The 22,453-nt window shown below is 46.3% G+C and carries 15 protein-coding genes; 4 read left to right on the forward strand and 11 right to left on the reverse strand.

The features are described 5' to 3' along the window. The first annotated feature begins 659 nt into the window (after window positions 1-659). Entirely contained in the window at window positions 660-2,054 is a 1,395-nt protein-coding gene (locus LKK83_RS20395; protein WP_324633157.1) for a hypothetical protein, read from the forward strand. Between the two features lie 619 nt (window positions 2,055-2,673). Further along, window positions 2,674-4,488, forward strand: a complete 1,815-nt coding sequence (locus LKK83_RS20400) for an eCIS core domain-containing protein (RefSeq protein ID WP_324633158.1) — start codon at window positions 2,674-2,676, stop codon at window positions 4,486-4,488. Window positions 4,489-4,659: 171 nt separating this feature from the next. On the opposite strand, the gene LKK83_RS20405 is transcribed toward LKK83_RS20400, so the two are convergent. From LKK83_RS20405 to LKK83_RS20425, 5 genes are all read right to left on the reverse strand, one after another. Next, window positions 4,660-6,651: a DNA cytosine methyltransferase gene (locus LKK83_RS20405; RefSeq protein WP_324633159.1), complete on the reverse strand. Its 1,992-nt coding sequence runs from the start codon at window positions 6,649-6,651 to the stop codon at window positions 4,660-4,662. A gap of 141 nt (window positions 6,652-6,792) precedes the next feature. Beyond that, on the reverse strand, window positions 6,793-7,572 hold the full coding sequence (locus tag LKK83_RS20410) for a WecB/TagA/CpsF family glycosyltransferase (protein WP_324633161.1): 780 nt from the start codon (window positions 7,570-7,572) through the stop codon (window positions 6,793-6,795). A gap of 182 nt (window positions 7,573-7,754) precedes the next feature. After that, window positions 7,755-8,825, reverse strand: coding sequence for an NAD-dependent epimerase/dehydratase family protein (locus LKK83_RS20415; protein WP_324633162.1), 1,071 nt, complete (start codon window positions 8,823-8,825; stop codon window positions 7,755-7,757). 111 nt (window positions 8,826-8,936) lie between these two features. Further along, complete coding sequence (locus tag LKK83_RS20420; RefSeq protein WP_324633163.1) at window positions 8,937-10,103, reverse strand: glycosyltransferase family 4 protein; 1,167 nt, start codon at window positions 10,101-10,103, stop codon at window positions 8,937-8,939. 688 nt (window positions 10,104-10,791) lie between these two features. Next, window positions 10,792-11,781: a glycosyltransferase family 4 protein gene (locus LKK83_RS20425; RefSeq protein WP_324633164.1), complete on the reverse strand. Its 990-nt coding sequence runs from the start codon at window positions 11,779-11,781 to the stop codon at window positions 10,792-10,794. A 1,252-nt stretch (window positions 11,782-13,033) separates the two neighbouring features. Here LKK83_RS20425 and LKK83_RS20430 point away from each other — a divergent pair. Together LKK83_RS20430 and LKK83_RS20435 are read left to right on the forward strand one after the other, a co-directional pair. Continuing rightward, window positions 13,034-14,539 (forward strand): MBOAT family O-acyltransferase, encoded by a 1,506-nt coding sequence (locus tag LKK83_RS20430; protein WP_324633165.1) that lies wholly within the window; start codon window positions 13,034-13,036, stop codon window positions 14,537-14,539. After that, on the forward strand, window positions 14,514-15,461 hold the full coding sequence (locus tag LKK83_RS20435; RefSeq protein WP_324633166.1) for a hypothetical protein: 948 nt from the start codon (window positions 14,514-14,516) through the stop codon (window positions 15,459-15,461). Before LKK83_RS20430 ends, LKK83_RS20435 begins: the two co-directional genes overlap by 26 nt. Window positions 15,462-15,491: 30 nt before the next feature. Here LKK83_RS20435 and LKK83_RS20440 read toward each other — a convergent pair whose 3' ends face one another. The 6 genes from LKK83_RS20440 to LKK83_RS20465 form a co-directional block, all read right to left on the reverse strand. Next, on the reverse strand, window positions 15,492-16,823 hold the full coding sequence (locus LKK83_RS20440; protein ID WP_324633167.1) for a GH39 family glycosyl hydrolase: 1,332 nt from the start codon (window positions 16,821-16,823) through the stop codon (window positions 15,492-15,494). Window positions 16,824-16,956: 133 nt separating this feature from the next. Continuing rightward, the gene (locus tag LKK83_RS20445) at window positions 16,957-17,607 is read right to left on the reverse strand and encodes a methyltransferase domain-containing protein (protein ID WP_324633168.1); all 651 of its coding nucleotides are present in this window, start codon (window positions 17,605-17,607) and stop codon (window positions 16,957-16,959) included. Between the two features lie 293 nt (window positions 17,608-17,900). Continuing rightward, window positions 17,901-19,028 (reverse strand): glycosyltransferase family 4 protein, encoded by a 1,128-nt coding sequence (locus tag LKK83_RS20450; RefSeq protein WP_324633169.1) that lies wholly within the window; start codon window positions 19,026-19,028, stop codon window positions 17,901-17,903. Continuing rightward, window positions 19,021-19,905, reverse strand: a complete 885-nt coding sequence (locus LKK83_RS20455) for a glycosyltransferase family 2 protein (protein ID WP_324633170.1) — start codon at window positions 19,903-19,905, stop codon at window positions 19,021-19,023. Before LKK83_RS20455 ends, LKK83_RS20450 begins: the two co-directional genes overlap by 8 nt. Window positions 19,906-19,944: 39 nt before the next feature. Then, the gene (locus tag LKK83_RS20460; protein WP_324633171.1) at window positions 19,945-21,210 is read right to left on the reverse strand and encodes a glycosyltransferase family 4 protein; all 1,266 of its coding nucleotides are present in this window, start codon (window positions 21,208-21,210) and stop codon (window positions 19,945-19,947) included. Continuing rightward, window positions 21,207-22,346 carry a polysaccharide pyruvyl transferase family protein gene (locus LKK83_RS20465; RefSeq protein WP_324633172.1) on the reverse strand — a complete coding sequence of 380 codons (1,140 nt, stop codon included), beginning with the start codon at window positions 22,344-22,346 and terminating at the stop codon, window positions 21,207-21,209. The genes LKK83_RS20460 and LKK83_RS20465 overlap by 4 nt, the downstream gene beginning before the upstream one ends. Between the last annotated feature and the right edge of the window lie 107 nt (window positions 22,347-22,453).

Here is a 22,453-nt window from a genome sequence, read left to right on the forward strand (position 1 = left end):
GTCAATCTCGGCCAATCTCGGCGATGCCTTCCGGCAACAAAGGTGGCTTTTTTATATCAAAAGCTCGATTTAATTAACTGGATAAACTCCCTGAAAATATAACTTTTGAAAGAAGTTAGTGCCACAGAATTCGCGTTATCCTTGCAGTAAGTCATCCAGGCTCGACCCCGACTTTTTTTATATCCACTCCAGCCTTTGGCTGAAAACACGAGCCTAATCGATCCTCATCGCCTTGGCAAGACCTGTTGGTAGGCTTCAATTTTTTCTATAATTAAAGATAAAAGCTTCTCTGGAGTTTCTTAAGTCATCGCCAAACGCCAACTCCGATCGCCGTCGGTGTTGGATGCTAGAGCAACAGGAGCAACAGGGGCGATCGCGCACCGATTCGGAGTGTGGAACGATCCGGAAATTATCTGGTATAAAGAAGACAGCCTTCCACTGTCTGACGTTTCGCGTCCAACCACCAACTTCCCAAGGGCAAAGGAAAGTCCCCAGGAAAATCCATCACTTGTAAAAAAATTACAAACTGCATCTACAAGCAGACTCGCGAGAGTCTCCTTTTACGCTAAAAATTAGTTTTCCAGAGAATTTTAGACTCGTTCTCTAGCAAGATTCACCCAGAGTTAACCTCAATAGATATCGGAGCGGATGAGACAACCATGACTTATCAAAAACCCACCTATGTAGATTCTTCCCCTAGAATTGCCGAACCTGAATTCAATCAAACCACCGAATACGAACAAGTCATTTACAATTATTTCTTAGATTTAGTTAGAAATGATTCTTCGCAAATCGTTGTAGAAAAGTTCAAAAACTTGTTTTTGTATTTTATCAATGATGAAGAAAGTAATTCAGAAGCTCTCAATGCCTTGTTTCGCGTAATTTATGAAAATGACGAGGAAAAATTCCATAAATTACTTAATCGCTGTTGCTACATTTTGGTCAACAACTGGCAGTCAGCGCGAAATTATGGGGCAATTCAAAACCTGATTCAAGTTTTTGAAGACAAAACCCTCGATTACGAAACCACTTCCATGAGCTTGGAGCGCATTCGCGCTTGGGTGAAAAACTTTTCTCAGAGCCAAGACTACAAGGAACTCAAGCTGTTTACTTCCAGAGATGATGACGGACCGTGGAGTCATCGCTATTCTTCTTATTTGCTCACCCATCAATACATTTTTGGCAAGTCTAAAGAACAGCAAGAAGCCGCTAGAGCGCTTTCCCAGCAAATTAAAGAGCGCTTTAAGTTTGACCTCGCCATGTACACCGCCCGTTCTAAATCGGGCGGCGGCGATCGCACCGATGCCACTCCCACGGAAAACCCCACCCAGCTAGGCGAAGACGTGCTGCGTCTCATCAAAACTGTGGTCACAAAACGCGGCGCTTTTAGCTATATTAACTTTGCGAATATTTTCGTCAATCAAACCGAAGGGGTAAGCTACAAAGCCTTCAAACAAGCGTTAAAAAAATATTTGATATTTTCCGTAGAACACCAAGGCTTTGTCAAAACCCTCAACACCCAATTATCTGCCAAGCTCAACGACCTAAATACCGAATCCGAATCGGAAACCCTCACCGAGCCCCTGAAGCAAAATACTTGCCAAAAAGTCATCGAATACCTGACCACCGAAAATCAGCAAGAGCCGTCCCTCTTATTTGTGCTGTTGCTCAACAATGGCAATCCCTTAACCTTGGCGATCGTGCTGCTAAAAATCGTTCTGATTTGCGAAAAAAGTTATCCCCATCTCGAAGCCTGTTTGGCTAGCTTAATTCGCTACTATGAAGAAAGAACTCAATCGGAATGTCGATGGTTCATTTACTTCTTGGAAGTCGTGCGAATTACCTTCGCGATTTATGCCGATAATGTGGAATACACTGTGGTAAAACTCGATAAACCCTCCTGCAATAATCCGTCGGATAGTGACGAAGAAGAATATCGAATTTTTTCCTTTGTTAAAAAACGACTGCAAGAAAAAATCGCACTCATGGAAAATGGGTCGAATTCAAACGCTTTGGAAGAAAACCTTCCGGCGGAGTCGGGAAATTTGGCTTAAAACCCCTCCCAACTCGAATCCCTCAATCCGAAACAATCCAAAACCGCCCCAGAAAGCGAGACCCCTGGGAAACCCCTGGGGCGATCGCTCCGCTCCATCAGTCCCACTCTGCTAGCTTCATCCCCATCCCTCCTCACCCCTTCTCGAAGCTCGGTTATTGCATATTGTTAACAAATGATAAACTAACAGTTTCATAACCACAACAAGTGTATTTTGTCAATAGCTTGGCCAAAAGATATCAACTTTTATGAGTTTTTATCAACTTTCGGTCGAAAGGTTAACAAATCTTGACAAAATTCTTCCCTCAACTTATCAACTTTTATCAACTTTTATGCATTGACAGATTAGGGCAGCCTGCTTAACCTGGAAGCAAAAGCTCCAAACACAGATATCGAGATAGCCTTTTCTCGTGCGACTGGGTGAGGCATCTGCTCGGGATAAGCAAGTGCAAAGGTCTCAGTTCCTAGTCGCTATGGGCGGCAAATCCGGTGTTAATAACGCAGGAAAAACGCACCTCAAACCACTCGGAAACGCCATCGAACTTGCCACTCAGCGAGCATCGAACGCAACCTGTGTTGAGTAGAAAAGTAAGCGTATTGGCAGATTGAGGAATGGAACGATGAGTAAAAAATTTATTTCTCGCAAAAATAATTCGCACCACAGCGGTGAAGGCAAAAACCAATTTGCTTCTCGTCCCTTTGCGCCAGCACCCACACCGGAAGTGCAGGCAAAATCCGAGCCAAAAAACCCAGAGCCAAACCAGACTCCTGAAGAAATTCCCAGCAGCGATCGCCTGTCTCGAATCGAGATTACCCCACCCAACCCCATCCAACCGAAACTCACCATCGGCGCACCCGGGGATAAATACGAGCGAGAAGCAGATACCGTAGCGCGCAAAGTGGTCAGTCAAATGAATTCGCCTTCCCTGCGCGCCCCGCAACCCGAACAAACCTCTGTGGGCGAATCCATTCAGCCCAAAATCTCAATTTTGCCCAAATCAACGCTACAGCGCCGGGAAACAGAAGCCCCCCGGGATGTGGAATCTTCTATCCAACAAGCGCGCGGTAGCGGACAACCGATTTCCCCCACCATTCGCCAACCGATGGAACGAGCCTTTGGCGCAGATTTTAGCAGCGTCAGAATTCATGCCAATTCTCAAAGCGATCGGCTCAACCAATCCATTCAAGCCAAAGCCTTTACCACCGGTCAAGATATTTTCTTCCGCCAGGGAGAATACCAACCCGAAAGCCAAGGAGGAAAGGAATTACTCGCCCACGAATTAACCCATGTAGTGCAGCAAGGTGGCTCCACAGTTCAGCAAAAAACTGAACCCAAGATTCAACGAAATGAACCTACAACAAGCACCAGAAATAAAGAAATATTGAATGAAACCATAACGCAATTCACCAAGCTTTGTCGCGAGTGGAAGGATACAGTCAACGGCATACTGAATAATATGGCAAGAGATACTGGCGGCAAATTAGTATTTGCAGACGTGAAAGCAGACGAGCGAATATTCCTCAAAGCCCAGACAAAAATTAGCTGCGAGAATAAGACAGATATTACCAATGTAATCAAAGACATCAAAGATGTTTTGCGGAGTTCTATTGTTTATTCAACTTTTGAAAAATTGTCAGAGGGATATCTAAAAATCATTAATACAATGGAGGACTGGAAAATGATAGACAGAATCATTAAAGTTGAATCAACTTTTGAAAAAGGCCAACAAAAAAAATCCGGTTATAGAGATGCAAAATTAGTCTTCGGAATCAAACCACCCGGGTGGGAAAAGGACAAAAATAATCGCCCTTTCCTATGTACGCATCTTGCTGATTTCATTCCAGTAGAAGTGCAATTCCATGTAGGAGTGGGATTAGTAGTGAAAGAGGGAGCGCTATACGACCAGGCTGAACCCGACTACGACGAAAAGACTAAAACCGTACCTGAAGAAAAGCGTAAATGGAGCTTTATAGAAGTTTCAGGTGACACCAAAAAATTTAAAGCCAAAGAATTTTTGGAAAAAATAATTGCCAGATGTAACGAAAAAATGATGAATGAAAATACTGAAGCAAGCGACAAAAATTATGTAGCAAGATTGGAAACAGTTAGAAAAAAAGCTCAAGATTTAATAAAGGAGCTACCCACTGACACTACCTTACCATTGGATCATTACCTTTATGAGCAGAAGCAAGCGTGGGAGGCATATAAGAACAGCAAAGATCCGAATAAACAAAAACCTGCTATTCCAGAAAATGACATTGACAAATATTATGAACTGTACAAGAAGCTATATGAGGTAGCTTATGAGTATAGCAATTGGAATGAAGAGAAAGGCAATGAGCTGAGTAAAGTTTTGAAAAACATGACTGAGGGTCCAAAAATATTAGCTGTGCTTCAACGAGGAGGTTTCCCAAAAAAGAAGCCGACACATTAAACATCGAACGAAAAGATTGCAACAAGTTAAAAGCATCTGATGATAGAGTTCGCAATCCCGCGCAATCGACTCCTGTATGGCGTCGCAATAATGTCTTTGACCCTTTCTGCGATAGTGGCGATCGCGACAGTGCGATCGGATTGTCTAATTCGCCGCAATTCGCGATCGCCCTCAAACTGCCCACCCACACTCCCCCAACTCTTTCCGCAATTGTACGCTTCGCGGCGTTAGGGTCGGAAACCGATAGGGAATTAAAAACACACCCTTCGGGATTTGAGAATTCGTGTTGTGACTCCTGACTTCATACCCCATGCGACGCAAACCCTGAAGGCGATCGAACACCTCCGCCACCTCAACTCCCCATAACCACGCCATCTCTGTTGCTGGCAATTGTTTTGCCACCCCGATTCCCGCCACCACCGATTCAACCACCCGCCAGAAATCCGTCACTTCCAACCCCGGGTGAAAAGACAATTTGGCGCTAATTTTCGGCGCGTACTGATAATAACCCGAAAGCTGAACCAAATCCGCTTTACCAGTTATTTCAATTAGTTTTTCCTCAAATCCTTTCCACAACGCCGTAAAGACTCGCTTGTCCAATCCTTGCCCTGACAAGCAGACTTTCTCGGTACCCAATCCCCAACAGTGATGATTGTCAGCGGGAAAAATGGCGATCGCATAGTCATTTTCCCCCTCCCCAATCTCCCCAATTCCCGCTGTAATCCGCCAACACTTCGGCGTCAACGCATACTCAATCTCAACCCGCACGCTATCCAGGATTTCTGCTTCACTCCAACCAAAATCCACCGACAAAAATCGCCGCCTCTTTCCCTTACCACAATGCCGAGATAATGTCAATGGTTTGGGGGGTTTTTTCGGAAGCAATGCGATCGCCTCCCTCGCCTTTTGTTCGTATCGTTTCGTCAACTGGCGCTTGCGCCGTCGAAATCCCAACCGCTTATTTGTCGGCAAATACTGCATCGGAAACGGCAACTCATATCCCATCACCTGATGCAACAAACTCAGCCCCAACATCCGCCCCAATTGCGGCGGCACCGAATTGCCAATTTGTTCCCGACAAACCGCATCAGTTCCCACCAACTCATACTCATCCGGAAACGTTTGCAACCGCTTTAATTCCGCCACCGAAAACCGCCGATTTTCCCAGCTAAACGGGCCGGTATATTGTCCCCCTTTCGCTTTAATCGTTCGCACCGGCAGTTCCGGATCCGCCTTATAAAGAAAATCCGAAAACTTCGCTCGCCAACTAAAAATCGGCTGCGGATGACCCATCCGTTCCGTGTAAAAACTGTAATTCAACCCCGGCGGAATATCCTTTAATAAATAGCCGTACCGTCCCCCAAGCTCCCATTTTGCCTCAAAATTCTCCGCACCCGCCACCGCTTCCCCAGCGGTATAAAACGGTTCTTTTCCTGGAGAATCAAGACCATGCGTTGGATAGGGAAATAAATAGTTTCCGGATTTTAATCCCACAATAAACAACCGCTCTCGATGCTGCGGTACTCCATAGTCTGCCGCATCCAAAACGCGATAGAAAAGCTGATAACCCGCCGCTTGAAATGCCTGCTGAATTTCTTGCCAAGCGTCTCCCTTTTGCGCCCCAGTAATTCCCGAAACGTTCTCAAATAAAAAGCCTTTCGGTTGCAGGGTTTTCAGTAACCGGACGTACTCTTGAAATAGGGTTCCTCTGGCATCATGGGTTCCCGCCACCCCCGCCGCCCTACGCCCTGCAGCAGAAAAAGATTGACAGGGTGGCCCACCCACGATAAAATCGACTTTCAGTTCCGGACTCGGATAAAATTCGCGGATATCAATGCAAACGGGTTGCGCCTTTTCCAACCATTTTCCCGGTTGAGAATTGTGGGTTAACGTTTGAATGTATTTCCCTTCCACCTCCACCATCTGCACCATATCAAACCCACAGTCATGGAAGGCGATATCCAGTCCCCCGCCCCCGGAAAATAAGCTGAGGGTTTTGATAGGAGTATGCCCGGTTTTGATAAGCCATTGGCGGATAGATTTGCCAAAGCGATCGCACCATCCCGGTTCGCCACTGATTGCCAATGCAGTTAACATCTGTTTAAACCAACTTTCATCGCCTGCAGTATCGGGCAGTTCTAATGGTAGAGACAGTTGTTTCATGGGTTAAATTGAATGCAAAATACCCGCCAGGGATTAAAATCCCTGACTAATAGCTAAAGTCCTCTGAAGAGGACTCTGTTTTATTCTAGGTTTTTATGATGCGGTAGGGTGGACATTGTCCACCCTACTTCTCCTGACAAATTACCCGTAGGACTCCTCGGGTTCCGTTCCCGTGGGCATCAAAACGGGTCGTTTGGAAATCGACAGGGTTTCTAAAAAGGCAAAGGTCAGATAAACCGGATTTAACAACAAATATCGCTTCCACAAGCGACCCGGTTCCTGAGTCAATCGGTAAAACCATTCCAGTCCCCGTTGTTGCATCCAAGGGGGTGCCTGGGATACCGTACCGGCATGAAAGTCAAACGCTGCTCCCACCGCCATCAATGGCATGGGTAAATGATTTCGGTATTCGTAAACCCAGACTTCCTGACGGGGACAACCTAACCCAACAAAGGCGATCGCCGCGCCACTATTTTTAATCCGGTTAATCACTTCCTCTTTCTCATCCGCTGTTAACCGACGAAACTTAGAGGGTTCCGCACCGGCAACTTTTAACTCGGGTTCCTTGCGGTGCAAATTGTCTAATAGGCGATCTAAAGTCTCCGGTTTGCTGCCGTAAAAATAGACGGGTAGCCCTTCTTTTGCGGCTGCTTCCAAGACTTTTAATGTCAGGGTCGGACCATAGACGCGATCGGGCAGTTTAATCCCGTGGATCCAGTTGAGCGCCCAACGCACGGGTTGACCATCCGGCGTCACCATATCCAAGGCATTCAGGCGGCGACGATGCACCGGATCGTAGAACCCGGTCATCACCCCATGAACCGCCAACGCCGTCATTGCCAGAGGCGATCGCTCCTTCGCCGCCCGAATAATCGCATCAACACCATGTTCGTAATCGATGGCCGATATTTTTACACCCAAAACGGGGTATTGTCCTTCATTAATCACCCCAACCCCCTCATTTATGTAAGGAATTTTTATGGATTCTATTCTTAGCAATTAGCACCCTGGCTAATTGCTAAGGAGGAAACTTGAAAAAATTAGTAGAACACCCTGGATTTTGATAGCTGTTGGAGACGCGATCGGTGAAACAATAAAGCCGTTCAAGCGCTCCAGCGAGTTTTGTTAAAGTCGTAGATTTCTTGGAAAATGTCCCTGACACTAGGATAGCTTAGTTTCCATTCCGGATAGTGGGATTTGAACTTAGTTAAATCGCTGATGTACCAGATATGATCCCCCATGCGATTGGTCTCGGTGTAGCTCGTTTCCATTTTCTTACCCGTAATTTCCTCGCACATGTGGATCCCTTCGAGAACCGAGGTATTGCTCTCGCGACCGCCGCCGAGGTTGTACACTTCAGCAATGCGGGGTTTTTGGACAAATGCATCGATCGCGCGGATCACATCAGTGCAGTGGATCACGTCCCGGACCTGCTTGCCCTTGTAACCGATAACGGTGTACGGGGTGCCGGTCATGGCGCATCTCATCAGGTACGAAGGGAACCCGTGCAATTGGGCACCCGAGTGCTGCGGCCCACTGAGCACGCCGCCCCGAAACACGGCACTTTTGATGTTGAAATAGCGCCCGTATTCTTGGACGAGGAGATCCCCCGCCGCTTTGGAGGCCCCAAACAGGGAGTGCATGCTTTGGTCGATGCTCATCTCTTCCGGGATCCCGTTTTGGTAGGCATGGTTGGGGTTGATTTCCCAGCGAGTTTCCAGTTCGACCAAGGGGAGAGTGTTGGGGCGATCGCCATACACCTTATTGGTGGAACAGTGAGCGAATACCGCTTCCGGACAGAACTGCCGCGTCGCCTCCAGCAGTACCAGAGTACCATTGGCATTAATGGTGAAATCCGTAAATGGCTCCTTAGCCGCCCAGTCGTGGGACGGTTGCGCCGCCGTATGGACAATGGTGACGATATCCGATTTGTATTTCGAAAAAATCTCGTTAATGCTTTCGGTATTGCGGATATCGGCTTCGTAATGTTCGTACTTATCGCCGAGTTCTTTACCGACTCGTTCCCGATTCCAATTGGTAGAGGCGTCTTGCCCGAAGAAGTATTGGCGCATATCGTTATCGATGCCCACCACCTTGTAACCAGCTTTGCCGTAAAACAGGGCAGCTTCCGAACCAATGAGTCCGCCCGACCCGGTGACGATGACTACAGACATTGTTTTCTCCTGTGGTTTTGCTTTGCGTGGCAACCCGTCCCCCCGATTGCTGGGGTGAATTCTTCCCCTAGATTATAGGCAGGTAAAGCGATCGCAACAGATTTTCATCGGTTAGTGGAAATCTTTAGCGCGGGTGTAAATTTTCATCAATAGCTGATAATTGCGTTCAGCAGTGTATTTCGCCTCGAATTCTGCCCTCGCTTCACGGCGCATTTCGGCAAGTTCACGGGGACGATCCAATGCGAACTCCACTTGCCTTACTAGGTCATTGGCATCCCCGGGACGAAAGAAAAGACCCGTCCGTCCCCGATCCACCAATTCGGCGATCGCTCCGATATTTGCTGCGATCGCTGGCGTTCCCTTGGCAAACGCTTCTATCGCAACCCGGCCAAACGTCTCGTACCATTCCGATGGAAAGATAATAAATTTGGCTTCCCCCATCAGATCGTAAACTTCCGACAAAGGACGGCGACCCAACCATTCCACATTTGGCAGTCTCTGTACTGCCTGTTCTACCAGGGCAGCTAAGGGTCCATCTCCGACAATTTTTAGGGGAATCCGCTTGTCCAAACGTTCCCAGGCCGCTAGCATCGTCTCCAATCCTTTTTCAGGGGAGAGTCTACCCACAAAAAAAGCATACCCGCCTTTTCCCTCACCCACTCCAGGATCGGCGGAGACAAAGTTGGGTTTGACCACAATTTTCTCGGCGGGTAAACCCGCTTCGATAAACTTACTGCGGGCAAAATGGGTGAGGGTCACGTAAACATCCACCATTTTTGTCCAAGTCTGCAAGGCTCGGTGTACCGTCTGCATTGCCACCACCGTCGCCGAACCCGCACTATTGTCCCGATAGCAAGCGTGAACGACTCCCGGCCAAGGAATTACCTTACCCATACAGTCTTCGCAGACTCGTCCCTCGCGGAAAAAGAAAGAATTCGCGCACAACAGACGGTAATTCCGCAAGCTTTGAACCACGGGAATGCCTTCCGCTTTAGCGGCATAGTAGACCGAGGGCGAAATCAGGGGGAAAAAATTTTGAACGTGAATCAGATCGTAGGGATTTTTTTTGAGTCGTTCTCTGACACTTTGATAGCTTTCCATCGACCAGACGGTCCGGAGGGCAACGCGCAGATTTCCCAGTTGCGCTACGCGATCGTTGTGGTCTTCGTAAACATCCACTGTATGGTTGTTTTCCCGTAAAAGCCGTTCTTCCGCTTCTCGGGACTCGTCTTCTCCACCGCGAATCTGATAGCGATTATGTATGCTGAGAATGTTCACTTTATCAATCTCCTGTTAATTTTAAAAATGGAATAAATACCCTACATATTGAGGTATTTTTTAAGCCCCTGAATTTACAGCATTGCCAACACTCTAGTAAAAGTTTCTCCACATAATTTTACTCCCCATTTAGGCAGGTTTTTCCCCGAAGATTTTTTTTAATTGACACTTTTTTAACTCACTATTTAGTAATTCACCTCATCATCTATCTCATAATAATTTTTCAAAGTATTAATCTTGCATAGACTAAGAGCCTTTCCTGAAATAAAGCTCGCCTAGCATAATTTGTATTTTTTTTCCCGGATTATTAACAGTGAACGCTCGGGACTTACCCAACCCACCGATTTGTAGGGTAGGCAATGCCCACCATCTCCTAGATTTAGAGCAATTCCCAGCCCATTGCATACCTCCTAAAAGCTCTTGTTTGCAACCCGTTTTTTTTCTATAAAGTACGGCAGATTTCCACGCAACTTAACCCCCCTTAATGGGTTACGGTGACTACAGACATTGCAGTCTGCTGTTGTCTGGGTGTGTTTGGCAACCCCTCAGCCCTGTTGCTCGGGTAAATTCTTCCCCTAGATTATAGGCAGGTGGGTGTTTCTCTTCACCAGGGAGCCAGGGTATCCAGTTGTCTGCTTAACCGGGTTGGCGATCGAGAATAGCTCTTTCCCCCCTCACCCTTTATGGTTTAGCATTTCAAGACTTTATGATAAGCAAATTTCATTTTTTCCGCCAGTTTTTCCCAAGTGTATTTTTCCAGCACTTTATGATATCCTGCTTCACCCATTTCATGGCGTCGGGAAGGGTTATCCATTAGCTCGATAATTTTTTCGGCAATTTGAGGGGCATCCTGTGTGACTAAAAAACCATTGCTACCCTCATTGATGACTTCTCGAACGGCAGGAATATCTCCGCCAATGACTGGTTTTTTCATCATCCATCCTTCCGTGTAAACCCCACCAAAACTTTCCTGCATTGAGGGAACGCATAAAATATCGCTAGCGGCAATGGCATCGGTTTTGTCTTCTAAACTGACGCTTCCGAGTTCCAGGATCCTTGGTTCCTTGACTTCGGCAAACAGTTTTTTAGAAAAATCGGTGCGCGGGCCGATAAATACAAACCGGACATCAGCATGTTTTTGCCATACTGTTTCAGCAGATTTTAAGAGATATTCTACTCCTTTGTATTGATATTGCTGCCCCAAAAATAATACGACAGGATTTTCACCGATTGAGTATTTTTCCCGGAAGCGAGCGGCATCTGCTTTTTCTGCTAGCAGGGGTCCGATTCCCGTGACAAATATTTTTTCTTCTTTTACTCCCAGGTGAATTAACGTTTGCTTTTCTACGTTTGTTAGGGCAATTACGCCATCTGCTTCACGGTAAAGATTGATGTATTCCCGATAATTAAATCCCACCCATCGCGGATGATGTAGCGGGACGAATACGAAGGGAACGTTCATTTTTCTTGCCACTTTAAATGAAGCATAACTAAAGCCTTCTCGACCCATCCTGACGTTTTGAATTAGATCGGGATTATGGGCATATCGTTCTATTTTTGGAGCCAGAATGTTAGAGATTTTATCAATGGACTTTTTTTTGAAAGCATAATATCCCCAAACAAAGGGAATCAAAGCGTTTCGTTCTTGCTGAGTCAAGGTGATTTGTTTAACATCCACTCCCTCGATTTCATATTCTTTAATTTGTTGGGGGGATCTAAGGGTTGTTCCCAGCAACCAATCCGTGCGATTCTCCGTCCATTGAGTGAGGACTCTAACCCGATTTTCTTTAGCTAATGTCGAGACAATTTTATGAGTGTGGAGTTGAGCACCGCCAATGGCGGGGGGATAGGCAGTAATCGTGTAAAGTAGGTTCAAAGAAGAATCAGACATGCTGCTTGCATTGAGTAAAATAAGTCCCGGCTTCTATTATAGCGATTCTCATATTGGTGAAGTAGAGAATTTTTCTGGATTCGTTGCCTGCGCCGGAATGACAGAAACCGTTGCGTACCACATCAATTTGAGACCTGCTATCTTTCACAAAAGCTGTGATTTTTTTAATCTGTAAGATTATTTTCGTCTATGTTGGCACTCAAATTTAGACTCCATTACGGCGACACCAGCGCGGTAGAATCCCAATCCCCTAATAACAAGCCTTTTCGTAAATATCCATGAGCTGCTTCTAGTTTTGTGTTGCAGTGTAATTGGAGTTCAACCTCATTGTGACCTCTTGAAGCATCTTCTTCACTTCTTGTGGATTGGCTAAAATCAACGTTACCAGATCGCCCAGGTTGTGTGAATCCCCGGGAGAGAAGAGGATTCCCGTGGCAACCGAGGCACTATTTTTCCCACCAAACTATAATATCCTCGCCAGCAGGAATTTTGTAAAGGTTATCGAGTAGTAAGATTCTCATTGGGCGACGCTGTTGGTGAATAAGGGTGACGAGTTCATCTCGATTTTAACTGACCCAACACCTAGAGTTTTCTTGGACGAGCGCCCAAGTCAGCTTCCGTCAAGGGCCTCTTACCCTTTTCCCAAGCGCTCGACCTTTCGCCTGGTTGCGAAGGATGCTTTCAATCGTCTAAGTGAAAAGCGATCGCCTCTTCACTCCCCGATCCGCACCCTGACGCGCCGATCCGTACTTGTGCCCCTCGCCTTTCTCCCACTCCTTGGCTAATTGTGTAGTTTTTGTAAAATTATGGTTCCAAATCCCCACACCCCAACTAAAATTGATAGAATACACAGCACAGATCTTCAGGAACTCACGCCGAACTCGGTTTTTGGAGGGAAATCTCGAATCCCTATCTCCCTCAACTCCTTAACCTCGCTAAACCCCTAATTCGGAAGGGTATTTGCATTCTCGTCTCGGGGGGAGTCTTAGGGAGCGATAGATTATTTTTTCTGATTCTAGCAGATTATAGCTATCAACTGATGTTATTCAACAGTCTTCCTTTTTTACTGTTAGTTCTCCTAACTTTTTCGATTTACTACCTGCCGCGATTTCAAAGGGTTCAGGTTCCCATTCTCATTGTTGCTAGCTTTGTGTTTTATGGGTGGAGTTCTCCCTTGTTACTGCTGCTGTTATGGTTGTCGATATTCATTAACGCTATCACCAGCTTCAAAGTTGCCCAAACTTCTTGTAAAAAAAGGCGTTTGTTGTGGGCCACTTTGGGAGTTTTTAGCAACTTAACAATCCTCAGTCTGTTCAAATATGGTTCCTTGCTAACCAACCTGGGTCTAACCTTTTTTAATGTTGCCAATCCACCAAAGGGCATTATCTCCTTAATTTTACACTTACCCTTGCCAATTGGAATTTCGTTCTACACCTTTCAGGGGATTAGCTTGGTGATAGACGTTTTCCGGGAGGAAGAGATGGGGGCAGAAGCCATTTCAAACCCACAGGCAGTTGCTCCTGAAAATTTCAAAGAATATCTGTTTAAAACTTCCTTCTTTATTTCGTTCTTTCCTCAGCTCGTGGCCGGACCAATTGTGAAAGCCAAAGATTTTTACCCTCAGATACAACCTAAATATTGGCAAGAAATTCAATGGAATCTGGTCTTCCGCTCTCTCGTCACTGGCTATTTTCTCAAAATGGTGATAGCCGATAATTTGAAAGACTATACGTTCTGGATCGACTATCCTTATTACCAAGGTTTGGGAACGGTAACCAACCTAGTCTTGTTGTTTGGCTACTCGATGCAAATATTTGCCGATTTTGCAGGGTACTCCCTAATCGCGATCGGCATTGCCGCAGCTTTTGGATACCGTCTCCCCGACAACTTCAATTTTCCCTACATTTCTCGTTCGATTACCGAATTTTGGAGACGCTGGCACATTTCTTTATCGACCTGGTTGCGAGATTACTTATATATTCCATTGGGTGGCAATCGGAAGGGAAAAACGAGAACTTATTTTAACCTGATGCTGGTGATGACTTTGGGGGGACTGTGGCATGGAGCCGCTTGGAGTTATGCCGTCTGGGGAATTTTTCATGGTGTAGGGTTAGCAGTAGAAAGATTAGTGGGAATCGATAAGAAAGTCAAACATCCTAGGTTAACACCCAAACCATTTTGGCAGCAGTGTCTCGTCGATTTCTTAAGAGTTATTGGAGTTTTTTGCTTTGTTTCAATGGGATGGCTGTTGTTCAAATTGCCGCATTTTAGTCACGCCATCGATTTTATCGTCACCTTGTTTCGGAACGTCAACATCAAACCGGGATTAACCTACATCGTTCCCGTGATGATTTTTTCATTGCCGGTGATGCTTTATCATCTTCCGCATTTTCCTCCGTTCCAAAAAGCGATAGAAGTTTATGGAGATCGCTACTCCACAAAGCGAATTGGGAGGTGGTGTAACGACCTGATATTCGGAATAATGCTCGTACTTTTGTTTCTCAACAGTGGTAGCGCTAATGAGTTTATCTACTTCCAATTCTAAGGTTTCTGTGACATTTTGCCTCAAACAACCGATGCGATCGCTGCTGCGCCCCCTCGTAGTATGTCTGTTTTTCTTGGTGTTGTATTACACCTTAGTTGTGGGTGGAGTCATTCCCGCGAGTGATGGCATCAATCAACGTCAAGTGAACCAGATCAAAGCAGAACGCTACATGTATAGCGTTCGCGACCCTAACCTGGTTCTCGTCGGCAGTTCGATGACGGCGGTACTCCAAGAAAAATACTTTGATTATCCTCAAGTGACGAATATCGCTTTATCGGGAGAAAGCAGTCAAACCGGATTAAAATTGGTTGCCCTAAAAAACAAAAAACCCGAAATTTTGTTAGTTGAACTTAACTATACCCTAACTCTAGAAACCGATTCAGAAATCATCGGCGCGATTCAGCATCCCCTGTTACAGTTCGTAAAAACCTGGTTCCCAATTTTTAGAAACGAATACCAACCCGTCAGCGTCCTGGTTCATTATCTGAAAAGTCACTTCGGTGGGAACGCAGATTCGGCATCGGCTCAAATTCCCACTCAGGATTTGAGAGAAAAATTAATCGCCAGAGTCATCGAACGAGAACAGGATAATTTATCCCCTAAAACAAAAAAAGAGATGGCAAAACAATCCAAACTCATCAAACAACAGCTTATTGAAATTCAGAATAAAGGCGTGCGGGTTGTTTTATTTAATGTCCCTGGGGAAGTGCGGGTTGCCAAAACACCCCAAAGACAGCAGGAACGAGCGCTGATTCGATCGCTATTTCCGGCAGATACCTTTGAGTGGTTGCCAGAACCCGCTACAGAGGATTGGATCACTTATGATGGGATTCACTTAGTTCGTCCCGATGCCAAAAAATTTGCGCGATTTATCGAAGATCGAGTGATGAATTCTCAAGACTTCCAAACAGGGGCAATGTGAAATCATCAAAGCTTTTATGAGGACGAGCGCTCAGATATCGGATCCGATCTGCGAAGCCATGTTTTCCAATAAAATGGGACTCAGACCAATCTTTACGGAATCTCCTTGCCAGTAGTGGCGATCGCCACTCAACTCTCGCACCTGCTGGATCCCCCACTGGTTTGGTACTGACAACGAGAACTCCCGTTCTGGATTCCAGACAATCCAAGCCTGATAGCCGCGATCGCGTTCCAGGGGGCACACCCAGGTTCCATTCCACTTCGAGTAACAACCACTCATCCGTGCGCCCACCAACCATTTTTGTACCTCAGCATAGGCAACGCCAGCCGGTGTCAGGGTTGTATTGTCCGCTCGCGTTAATTTTATCCTCACTCCCCAACCCGAATCCCAACCAAACCAATAAACGCGCTTCACACCCGCCGCCCAATTCAAAATGTAAGAGCGAGCCACATAAGCGGCAGCTTCTTCCTCAGAAGAAAAGGTTCTATCCCCTAACCATCCCAACTCGGTGTTCCAAAGTGGCTTATTCTCCTGTCCGTGTTTCGCCATCACCCCTTGCACTTTTTGAATCAGCGGCACCATGTTTTCCGGAGGTCCGGGCATCACGTAAAAATGATACCCAATGATATCGGCATACTCCCCTCCCCCTTGACTCAAAAATTCGTCCAGCCACTCGACCCCGGGACTGCTACCCCAATCCCCCGTTGCCGATGGAGAAACCACCGTGATGGTCGGGTCTACTTCCTTGAGAATCTGGTACGCTTCTCGGCACAGTTCCAACATTTCTGCCATCGTACCCGTGTAGAAGCGCTTGTACCCATTCGGTTCGTTCCAGAGTTCATAGTAGTGAATGCGACCTTTGTAGCGCTCTGCAACGGTGCGGACGTAGTTGCGCCAGTCCTCTATGTTTTCGGGGGGTGCCGCTTTCCCCGGACCATACGCCGATGGCTCTTCAGGTCGTTTTGAAGCCCATCTCGGGGAAAAGCCAAGGTACATCAATGGCTCTACTTGATGCTCTTGCGCTAGCTGCAACGATTTGTCCAAAATCTCAAAATTCCATTGGCCTTTCTGGGGTTCTAAGGCAAACCACTCCACATGAGCCGCCACTAAGCGCCAACTGGCGATCGCAACGGAAGGCCAAGGGGTTAGTTGAGTAATGGGTGGGTCTGTGCGATAGGTGGGTATGGCGGCAACGTGATGCAGGTGCATCCCAAACAGGCTTGCGGGAACCTCGGTTCGAGGTTCCTCTAAATTGATACCTCCTTCCCCAGAAATGCCATTTAACCCCACAACAGTGCCTCCGGCGAAAAACAAGAACAGCACGAAAGCGGCAACCGGGCGCTGAATTCGATTCCAAACCATTTTCTCTTGGCTTTTAATCAGTTGTTCTTCTCAGGTGACGACCATCTACCGATCTTCTCGCTCTACTTGAAACGATTGTACATCCTCTCTATCCTACTACCCCTCCGCTCGCTACTCCTATTCTTCCCGCGCTTTAGCTATTTTTTGTATTTTTTATAGCAAGTAATGATTTTTCCAGTCCTAATGAGTTTTCTACAATAATTTTTCCCTCTGGAAAAAGTTCTTCCATCTCCTGTTTATTCAATAACCTTAATTCTGTTAAAAACTTTTCGCAATATTCGGTGCTTGGGCGCGTCAGCAGCCCCCATACTGTAAAATTTCGCAGTAATGGTCGCTGTAGGTCTTTCGGAAGCCAATGAATAAATGGTGTTAAAAAATGAGGCTCTACTGGAAAATATTTGCTGGGTGTTTGTATGAAGTATTGATGAGCTACTCTTTTAATTTCCTTGGCAAAATCAATTTGGGATTGCCAATCTTCCAAATGTTCTATCACTGAATTGGAGAAAGCTATGTCAAATTCTAAATCTTTGAATGGCAGTTTTTTACCATCAGCAACAACCCAATTTATATTGGGCGGCAATTCACTCTCGCTAGGATACAAATTGACAATAGTCACCTTGGGTAAACGGTACCCTTCTTTTTTGGCTAAATTCCAAAAAAATAAATCTCCACCTACATCCAACAACTTACTCGATTCATCTAGGAAAAAAAAATGATAGAACTTTTGCAATCTTTTCCGGCGAAAATACGTTAATATCGGACGATATATTTGGTGAATATTCATTGGCTGACCTACTCGGATGCAAACGGATTCATGGAAGTTGTCGATTCTATTTACTTTCAACCCATATCGAAGGGAAAATAGAAAAACCCGGTTGTGAAGGAGGGAGACTCTCAAGGATAAAAAGTTATTCAACAATATTACCAATTCCGAATGATTGTGTCAAGCACTTGCACCGCCTGTGGGTTTTTCAAAAATCAACGACTTTGAGGGAACGAACCCAACAGATGATATAGCCGAAGAGAATGCAATCCGATGTCCATTTCTCTAGACTGGCAATCGGATTCCAGACCGGGCTAGCAAACAAACCGAATCGCATCAAGGATGTTATCGGCAACAAAATCCGGAGTCAGGTGTTGGATGCGATCGCGCGCTTTCACCCTCATGGATTCCAGCTGTGCATAGGGGATCGACAGCGATCGCTCCAGTGCCGAATACATGTCCTCCGGGTCGTCCGGACGAAACTGCCACCCAGTTTCCCCCTCTTCCACTAATTCTTCTACCGATTGGCTGTAGGAACTCCCCAACATCGGCAACCCAGCCGCCATCGCCTCGTTTGCCACCACCCCCCATTCATCGGCCAAGGTCGGAAATGCAAAAATCCCCCCCTTTGCGTAAACCTCCGCCAGTTCGCTGTACTTCAAATTTCCCAGGAATCGCACCCCTAAATTAGACGGCCACATTTGCTGCTCTAAGCTCATCCGCAACGGCCCATCCCCCACCAGCCAAAATTCCACTTTCCGTTCCGGATGCCCTTTTGCCCAGCGTTTCAGAGTTGAGAAAAAGGGTTCGACCCCCTTGCGCTGCACCAACTGCCCCAGATACAACAGTCGGTAGGCATCTTCCGGCGCTCTCGAAAGGGCAACGGCCAAAAAAGGGTCAATATTAGTGGTGTAGGGTGCGAAAAAAATCCTCTCGTCAGCCACCCCAAACTGCCGGACGTAGCGCGCCCCACTTTGTCCGTTCACCAATACAGCATCTGCCTGGGGCACCAGAAACCTTCGCAATCTTTCCCTCAGCTTTCCCCTCCCCTGCTCGCTATACTCTGAAACCGTCGCCCACAGAATCATCCGGGTATCGGGATTCAACTTGCGATAAAGCAGCGCTTGCAAGGTTCGCATTCCCATTTCCCCAGAAATTACCACATCTGGCCGATACTGCCACAACGACCAAAGCGTATCGTAGGGGATGTGAACGTACAAGTCTTCAGAAAATCCATGAGGATGTTTCCACCTGCGGCGTACAGTCAGGTTTTTCTGTACTGTAACGTTCAACCTTTCCCAATTCGGCGTCCAAAGGCGATTGGCTTCCATTGGAGTGGAGATAAAGACTTGCAAGTCAGGAAGGCGATCGGCTAGTGCCTGATAAAGCGGTAACCGATGCGGTGGAATGAAGTTGGTTAACAAAGCAATTCGTTTAACCATTAATCTGACTCCCCATTTTTTCCCCGAAGACAGCAGCTAAAAGCAATCTGATATAGGGCAGCCCCCAATAAAATGGCCATAACGGCCCTGCATGACGCTGAGCGAACACTTTCCACTCCCCAACGGGCAAGCCCTTTGGCTGACTTACCTTTTTTAAACGTTGGGCGAAATTCAAATTTTGATTTTCCCAGATGTTATTGTCTGGGGAATTGGTCGAGCAGGTGCCAACATACCCAGGTGCTAGCCAGACCTGCCCCCCCTGTTGTCGCACTCGCAACCCATAGTCCATGTCTCCACTGCTGTGGATGAAGTTGGGATCCAGGTTGCCCACCACCTCTGCCACCGATCGCGGAATCAGTACGCAGTTACCGTTCATAGTATGGCAGGGTTGAGGCTCTTGGCTGGGTGGGAGCAACCGAAATTTCAGGGGATGCCACCAGGTACTTCGCACCATCCCGCCGTAGGTCAATTTGCCAGTGTCGGGGTCGCAGGTGGAACCGACGAGAATGTTTTTCGCCGAGGCGCGATCGCCTAAATTCTGGTAAGTGGAGAGCAATTTTGCCACCGCATCCGGGTAAAGCTTCGTATCGTCGTTAAACCAGAGATAGTAATCCGGATCGGCTTTTTCCGCTTCCCTAAAGGCCACCCGCATCCCGCCGTTCCAAAATAGGCTGCCGTTGCCCGGGATAGTTTTGACTTGAGGATACGTTTGTGCCACCGCCTCTGCTGTGCCGTCGGTGCTCGCATCATCCACGAGGTAGATGTTAAGCTCCACATCATCGGGGAGTCTTTGCTTGAAAAGCGCTTCCAGACTTGCCAGAGTTTTATCCTTGCGGTTGTGACAAGTGGCGATCGCGGCTATACTCTTCCGTTTCATCTCTCCAAACCTATGATATTCAAAATTGACTTACTACTATCATCCCCTAGCCGACTCCCTAGAAGATTCTAAAATTTCTTCATAAAGCTTCAAATAATTTCGCGCTTGAACTTTTAGGGTAAATTCTTCCTCTACTTTTTCTCGAGCGCGACGAGACAAACTTTGCCAGCGTTCTTCATCCTCCAACACCCAACGAATTCCATTCGCCAAATCCTCCGCACTAAAACACTCCGCTCGATAGCCATTCTTCTGATGTTCTACAATATCTTTTAATCCTGTCGAATCAAAAGACACCACCGGTGTCCCACAAGCTAAAGATTCCATCGCCGTCTTTCCAAATGCTTCTTGCAACGAAGGCACGATCGTCACATCAGCCGCCGCATAAAGGATCGCCAACGAGATGTCATCGTTCAGCCATCCCAAATAAGTGGTTTTCATCCCTAACTCGGGAGGATTTTCCGGTTCGGAAGAGCCGAACACCACCAATTCGATGCTTTCGCTCAGACCACTCAGCGCCAGTTTTTGCAAGGCGGGGACTAAATATTGAAATCCTTTTCTTTTTTCTGACGTAGCGTTTACTGCGCCAAACAAAACAATTTTTTTGTTGGGATTTAAGCCTAGTATATCCCTGACAACTTTTTTCGGCATCGGCTTATATTTTGATTCGTCCAATGCATTATGAATGACTTGTATTTTTTTGTTTTTGAAAATGCTGCTTTGCCTCGCACAGTCCGCCAGCCAATGACTAATCGTGACTCCTGTAAAATTTAATTTTTCCCATGCTTTAAACTTTTTATTCCAAAATATCCGCGAAATATCGTTTGGTTTACTAGAGTTTAAAGCGGGACAAGCCCCACACTGGTTTATATATTTTTTACAGTCTCCTGAATAATAACAACCGCCGGTAAAAGTCCACATATCCCGCAGCGTCCAGACAATTGGCTTGTTAAATTTTAACAGACTTTCCGGCGTTACAAACGCCAATCCTACCCAGTGCAAGTTAATAATATCCGGAGCAATCTGCGCGACTTTTTTGTGGGTATTTGTCGGCCACCAAGACAGAGAAAATAGCGGCTCTCTTTCTGGGTAAAGAGATAAAGGAAAACTATCGATTTTGCAGCGCAGGGCTTGCAATCCCTTCCTGACTTTTCCAGCCGGTCCCAAGACCGCTGGATCGTGGCTATCTTTAGAAGCCACTAGCATCTGAGATTCGACTCCTGCTTGTTGCAGCGCATTGTGCAGCCAAAAGGCTCCTCTGGCGGCACCACCTTCGATGTCAAATTGACTTAAATGCAAGATTTTCATAGTTTTTCTCCGATCGCTGCCCACATTTTTTCTGACTCCGCTTTTACCGTTTCGTTCACCTGCTGCAATTGAGTGCGAATCTCCGCTCGCTTTCCAGGATTCAGTAGGGTATCGAGACGCTCCATAATTTTGGGATCCGGTTCCAGGAACGAATATTCGGCTACGCCATAATTCTCAAACAGCATGGTGTATTTATGGGACCATCCCAAGGCGAGTGAAGGCACGTTTGAGGATAAAGCCGAGGCAAGGGAGTGGAATCGCGAACCGATAACGAACTGACTCTGAGCGATCGCTTCTTTCAGTTTCAGCGGATTTTCTTCTGTGACGATTTTTACCCGATCGCTATCGTTTTTTTCGACGATTTTTTGCGCCAGTTCGTTATCGAGCTTGCCAGTATCGTGAATGAGTACCTTAACCTCCAACTCCGTCTCGCGACAAATTTTCTCCACTGCCTCATGCAGCAATTTTTTATATTTCGTCACCCACAGTTGCGACCCTCTATCTAAAATCCGACCATTCGGAATTACGCAGCAATATTTGTCTAATTCGTTAGTTTTACTGCCATAGGTTAAAGTAATATCCGGAGCAATCTTAATTTTATCAGGGTCGTTCACCAGAGACATAACATACTCGTAAGAGATTCGATCTCTGGGAAACACCAAATGCGCTTTCTCCAACACCTGAGTCATATATTGTTTCATGCCTTCTTTTTCAAACGGGCCAAATGCTTGTGGCATGAAGATATATTTGCTATGATTTTTCAGCGCCCCATCTAAAAGGATATTGAGATTTTTTACGGGTCTTACGCCCCACTGATCGGAAAATGCAAACCCCGAAATATCAAAAATCGCGTCAACATCTTTCCATTTGATTGTTCCTTGTGGATCCTTTCTGAAAAATCGCAGAATGCTACCAAACTTGAAATAGCGCTCGAAGGTTTTCCCCGCCCCGACATGAAACAGAGGATAGTCCAAAATTTCCACGCCTAAGCTGTCTATTTCCTCTTTGGTCCCAATGGTGGGACTTACGCAAATCCGGCCCCCCGGAAATCTTTGCTTAAGTGCTGCAATGCTACTCAGCAACATTAACTGAGCACCTTTATTGTAAAAGTTTGCTCCCACAATCAGAAAATTCATGTCCCTCTTTTCCTGGTTGACGAATCCTGGTTGACGAATCTAGATACTCGGTAATTAACACCACCAAGTTCTTCTCTTTTCCTTGTCCTCTACTATTGACTTCCTCA

The organism is Phormidium sp. CCY1219, from assembly GCF_035615515.1.
GTDB lineage: Bacteria > Cyanobacteriota > Cyanobacteriia > Cyanobacteriales > Laspinemataceae > CCY1219.

Bases quoted from the DNA above. Each gene is read 5' to 3' on its own strand.
- LKK83_RS20440 (WP_324633167.1), bottom strand. From the start codon at position 16,823: ATGGTTTGGAATCGAATTCAGCGCCCGGTTGCCGCTTTCGTGCTGTTC.
- LKK83_RS20445 (WP_324633168.1), bottom strand. From the start codon at position 17,607: ATGAATATTCACCAAATATATCGTCCGATATTAACGTATTTTCGCCGG.
- LKK83_RS20460 (WP_324633171.1), bottom strand. From the start codon at position 21,210: ATGAAAATCTTGCATTTAAGTCAATTTGACATCGAAGGTGGTGCCGCC.
- LKK83_RS20400 (WP_324633158.1), top strand. From the start codon at position 2,674: ATGAGTAAAAAATTTATTTCTCGCAAAAATAATTCGCACCACAGCGGT.
- LKK83_RS20430 (WP_324633165.1), top strand. From the start codon at position 13,034: ATGTTATTCAACAGTCTTCCTTTTTTACTGTTAGTTCTCCTAACTTTT.
- LKK83_RS20415 (WP_324633162.1), bottom strand. From the start codon at position 8,825: ATGTCTGTAGTCATCGTCACCGGGTCGGGCGGACTCATTGGTTCGGAA.
- LKK83_RS20435 (WP_324633166.1), top strand. From the start codon at position 14,514: ATGAGTTTATCTACTTCCAATTCTAAGGTTTCTGTGACATTTTGCCTC.
- LKK83_RS20395 (WP_324633157.1), top strand. From the start codon at position 660: ATGACTTATCAAAAACCCACCTATGTAGATTCTTCCCCTAGAATTGCC.
- LKK83_RS20450 (WP_324633169.1), bottom strand. From the start codon at position 19,028: ATGGTTAAACGAATTGCTTTGTTAACCAACTTCATTCCACCGCATCGG.
- LKK83_RS20465 (WP_324633172.1), bottom strand. From the start codon at position 22,346: ATGAATTTTCTGATTGTGGGAGCAAACTTTTACAATAAAGGTGCTCAG.
- LKK83_RS20455 (WP_324633170.1), bottom strand. From the start codon at position 19,905: ATGAAACGGAAGAGTATAGCCGCGATCGCCACTTGTCACAACCGCAAG.
- LKK83_RS20405 (WP_324633159.1), bottom strand. From the start codon at position 6,651: ATGAAACAACTGTCTCTACCATTAGAACTGCCCGATACTGCAGGCGAT.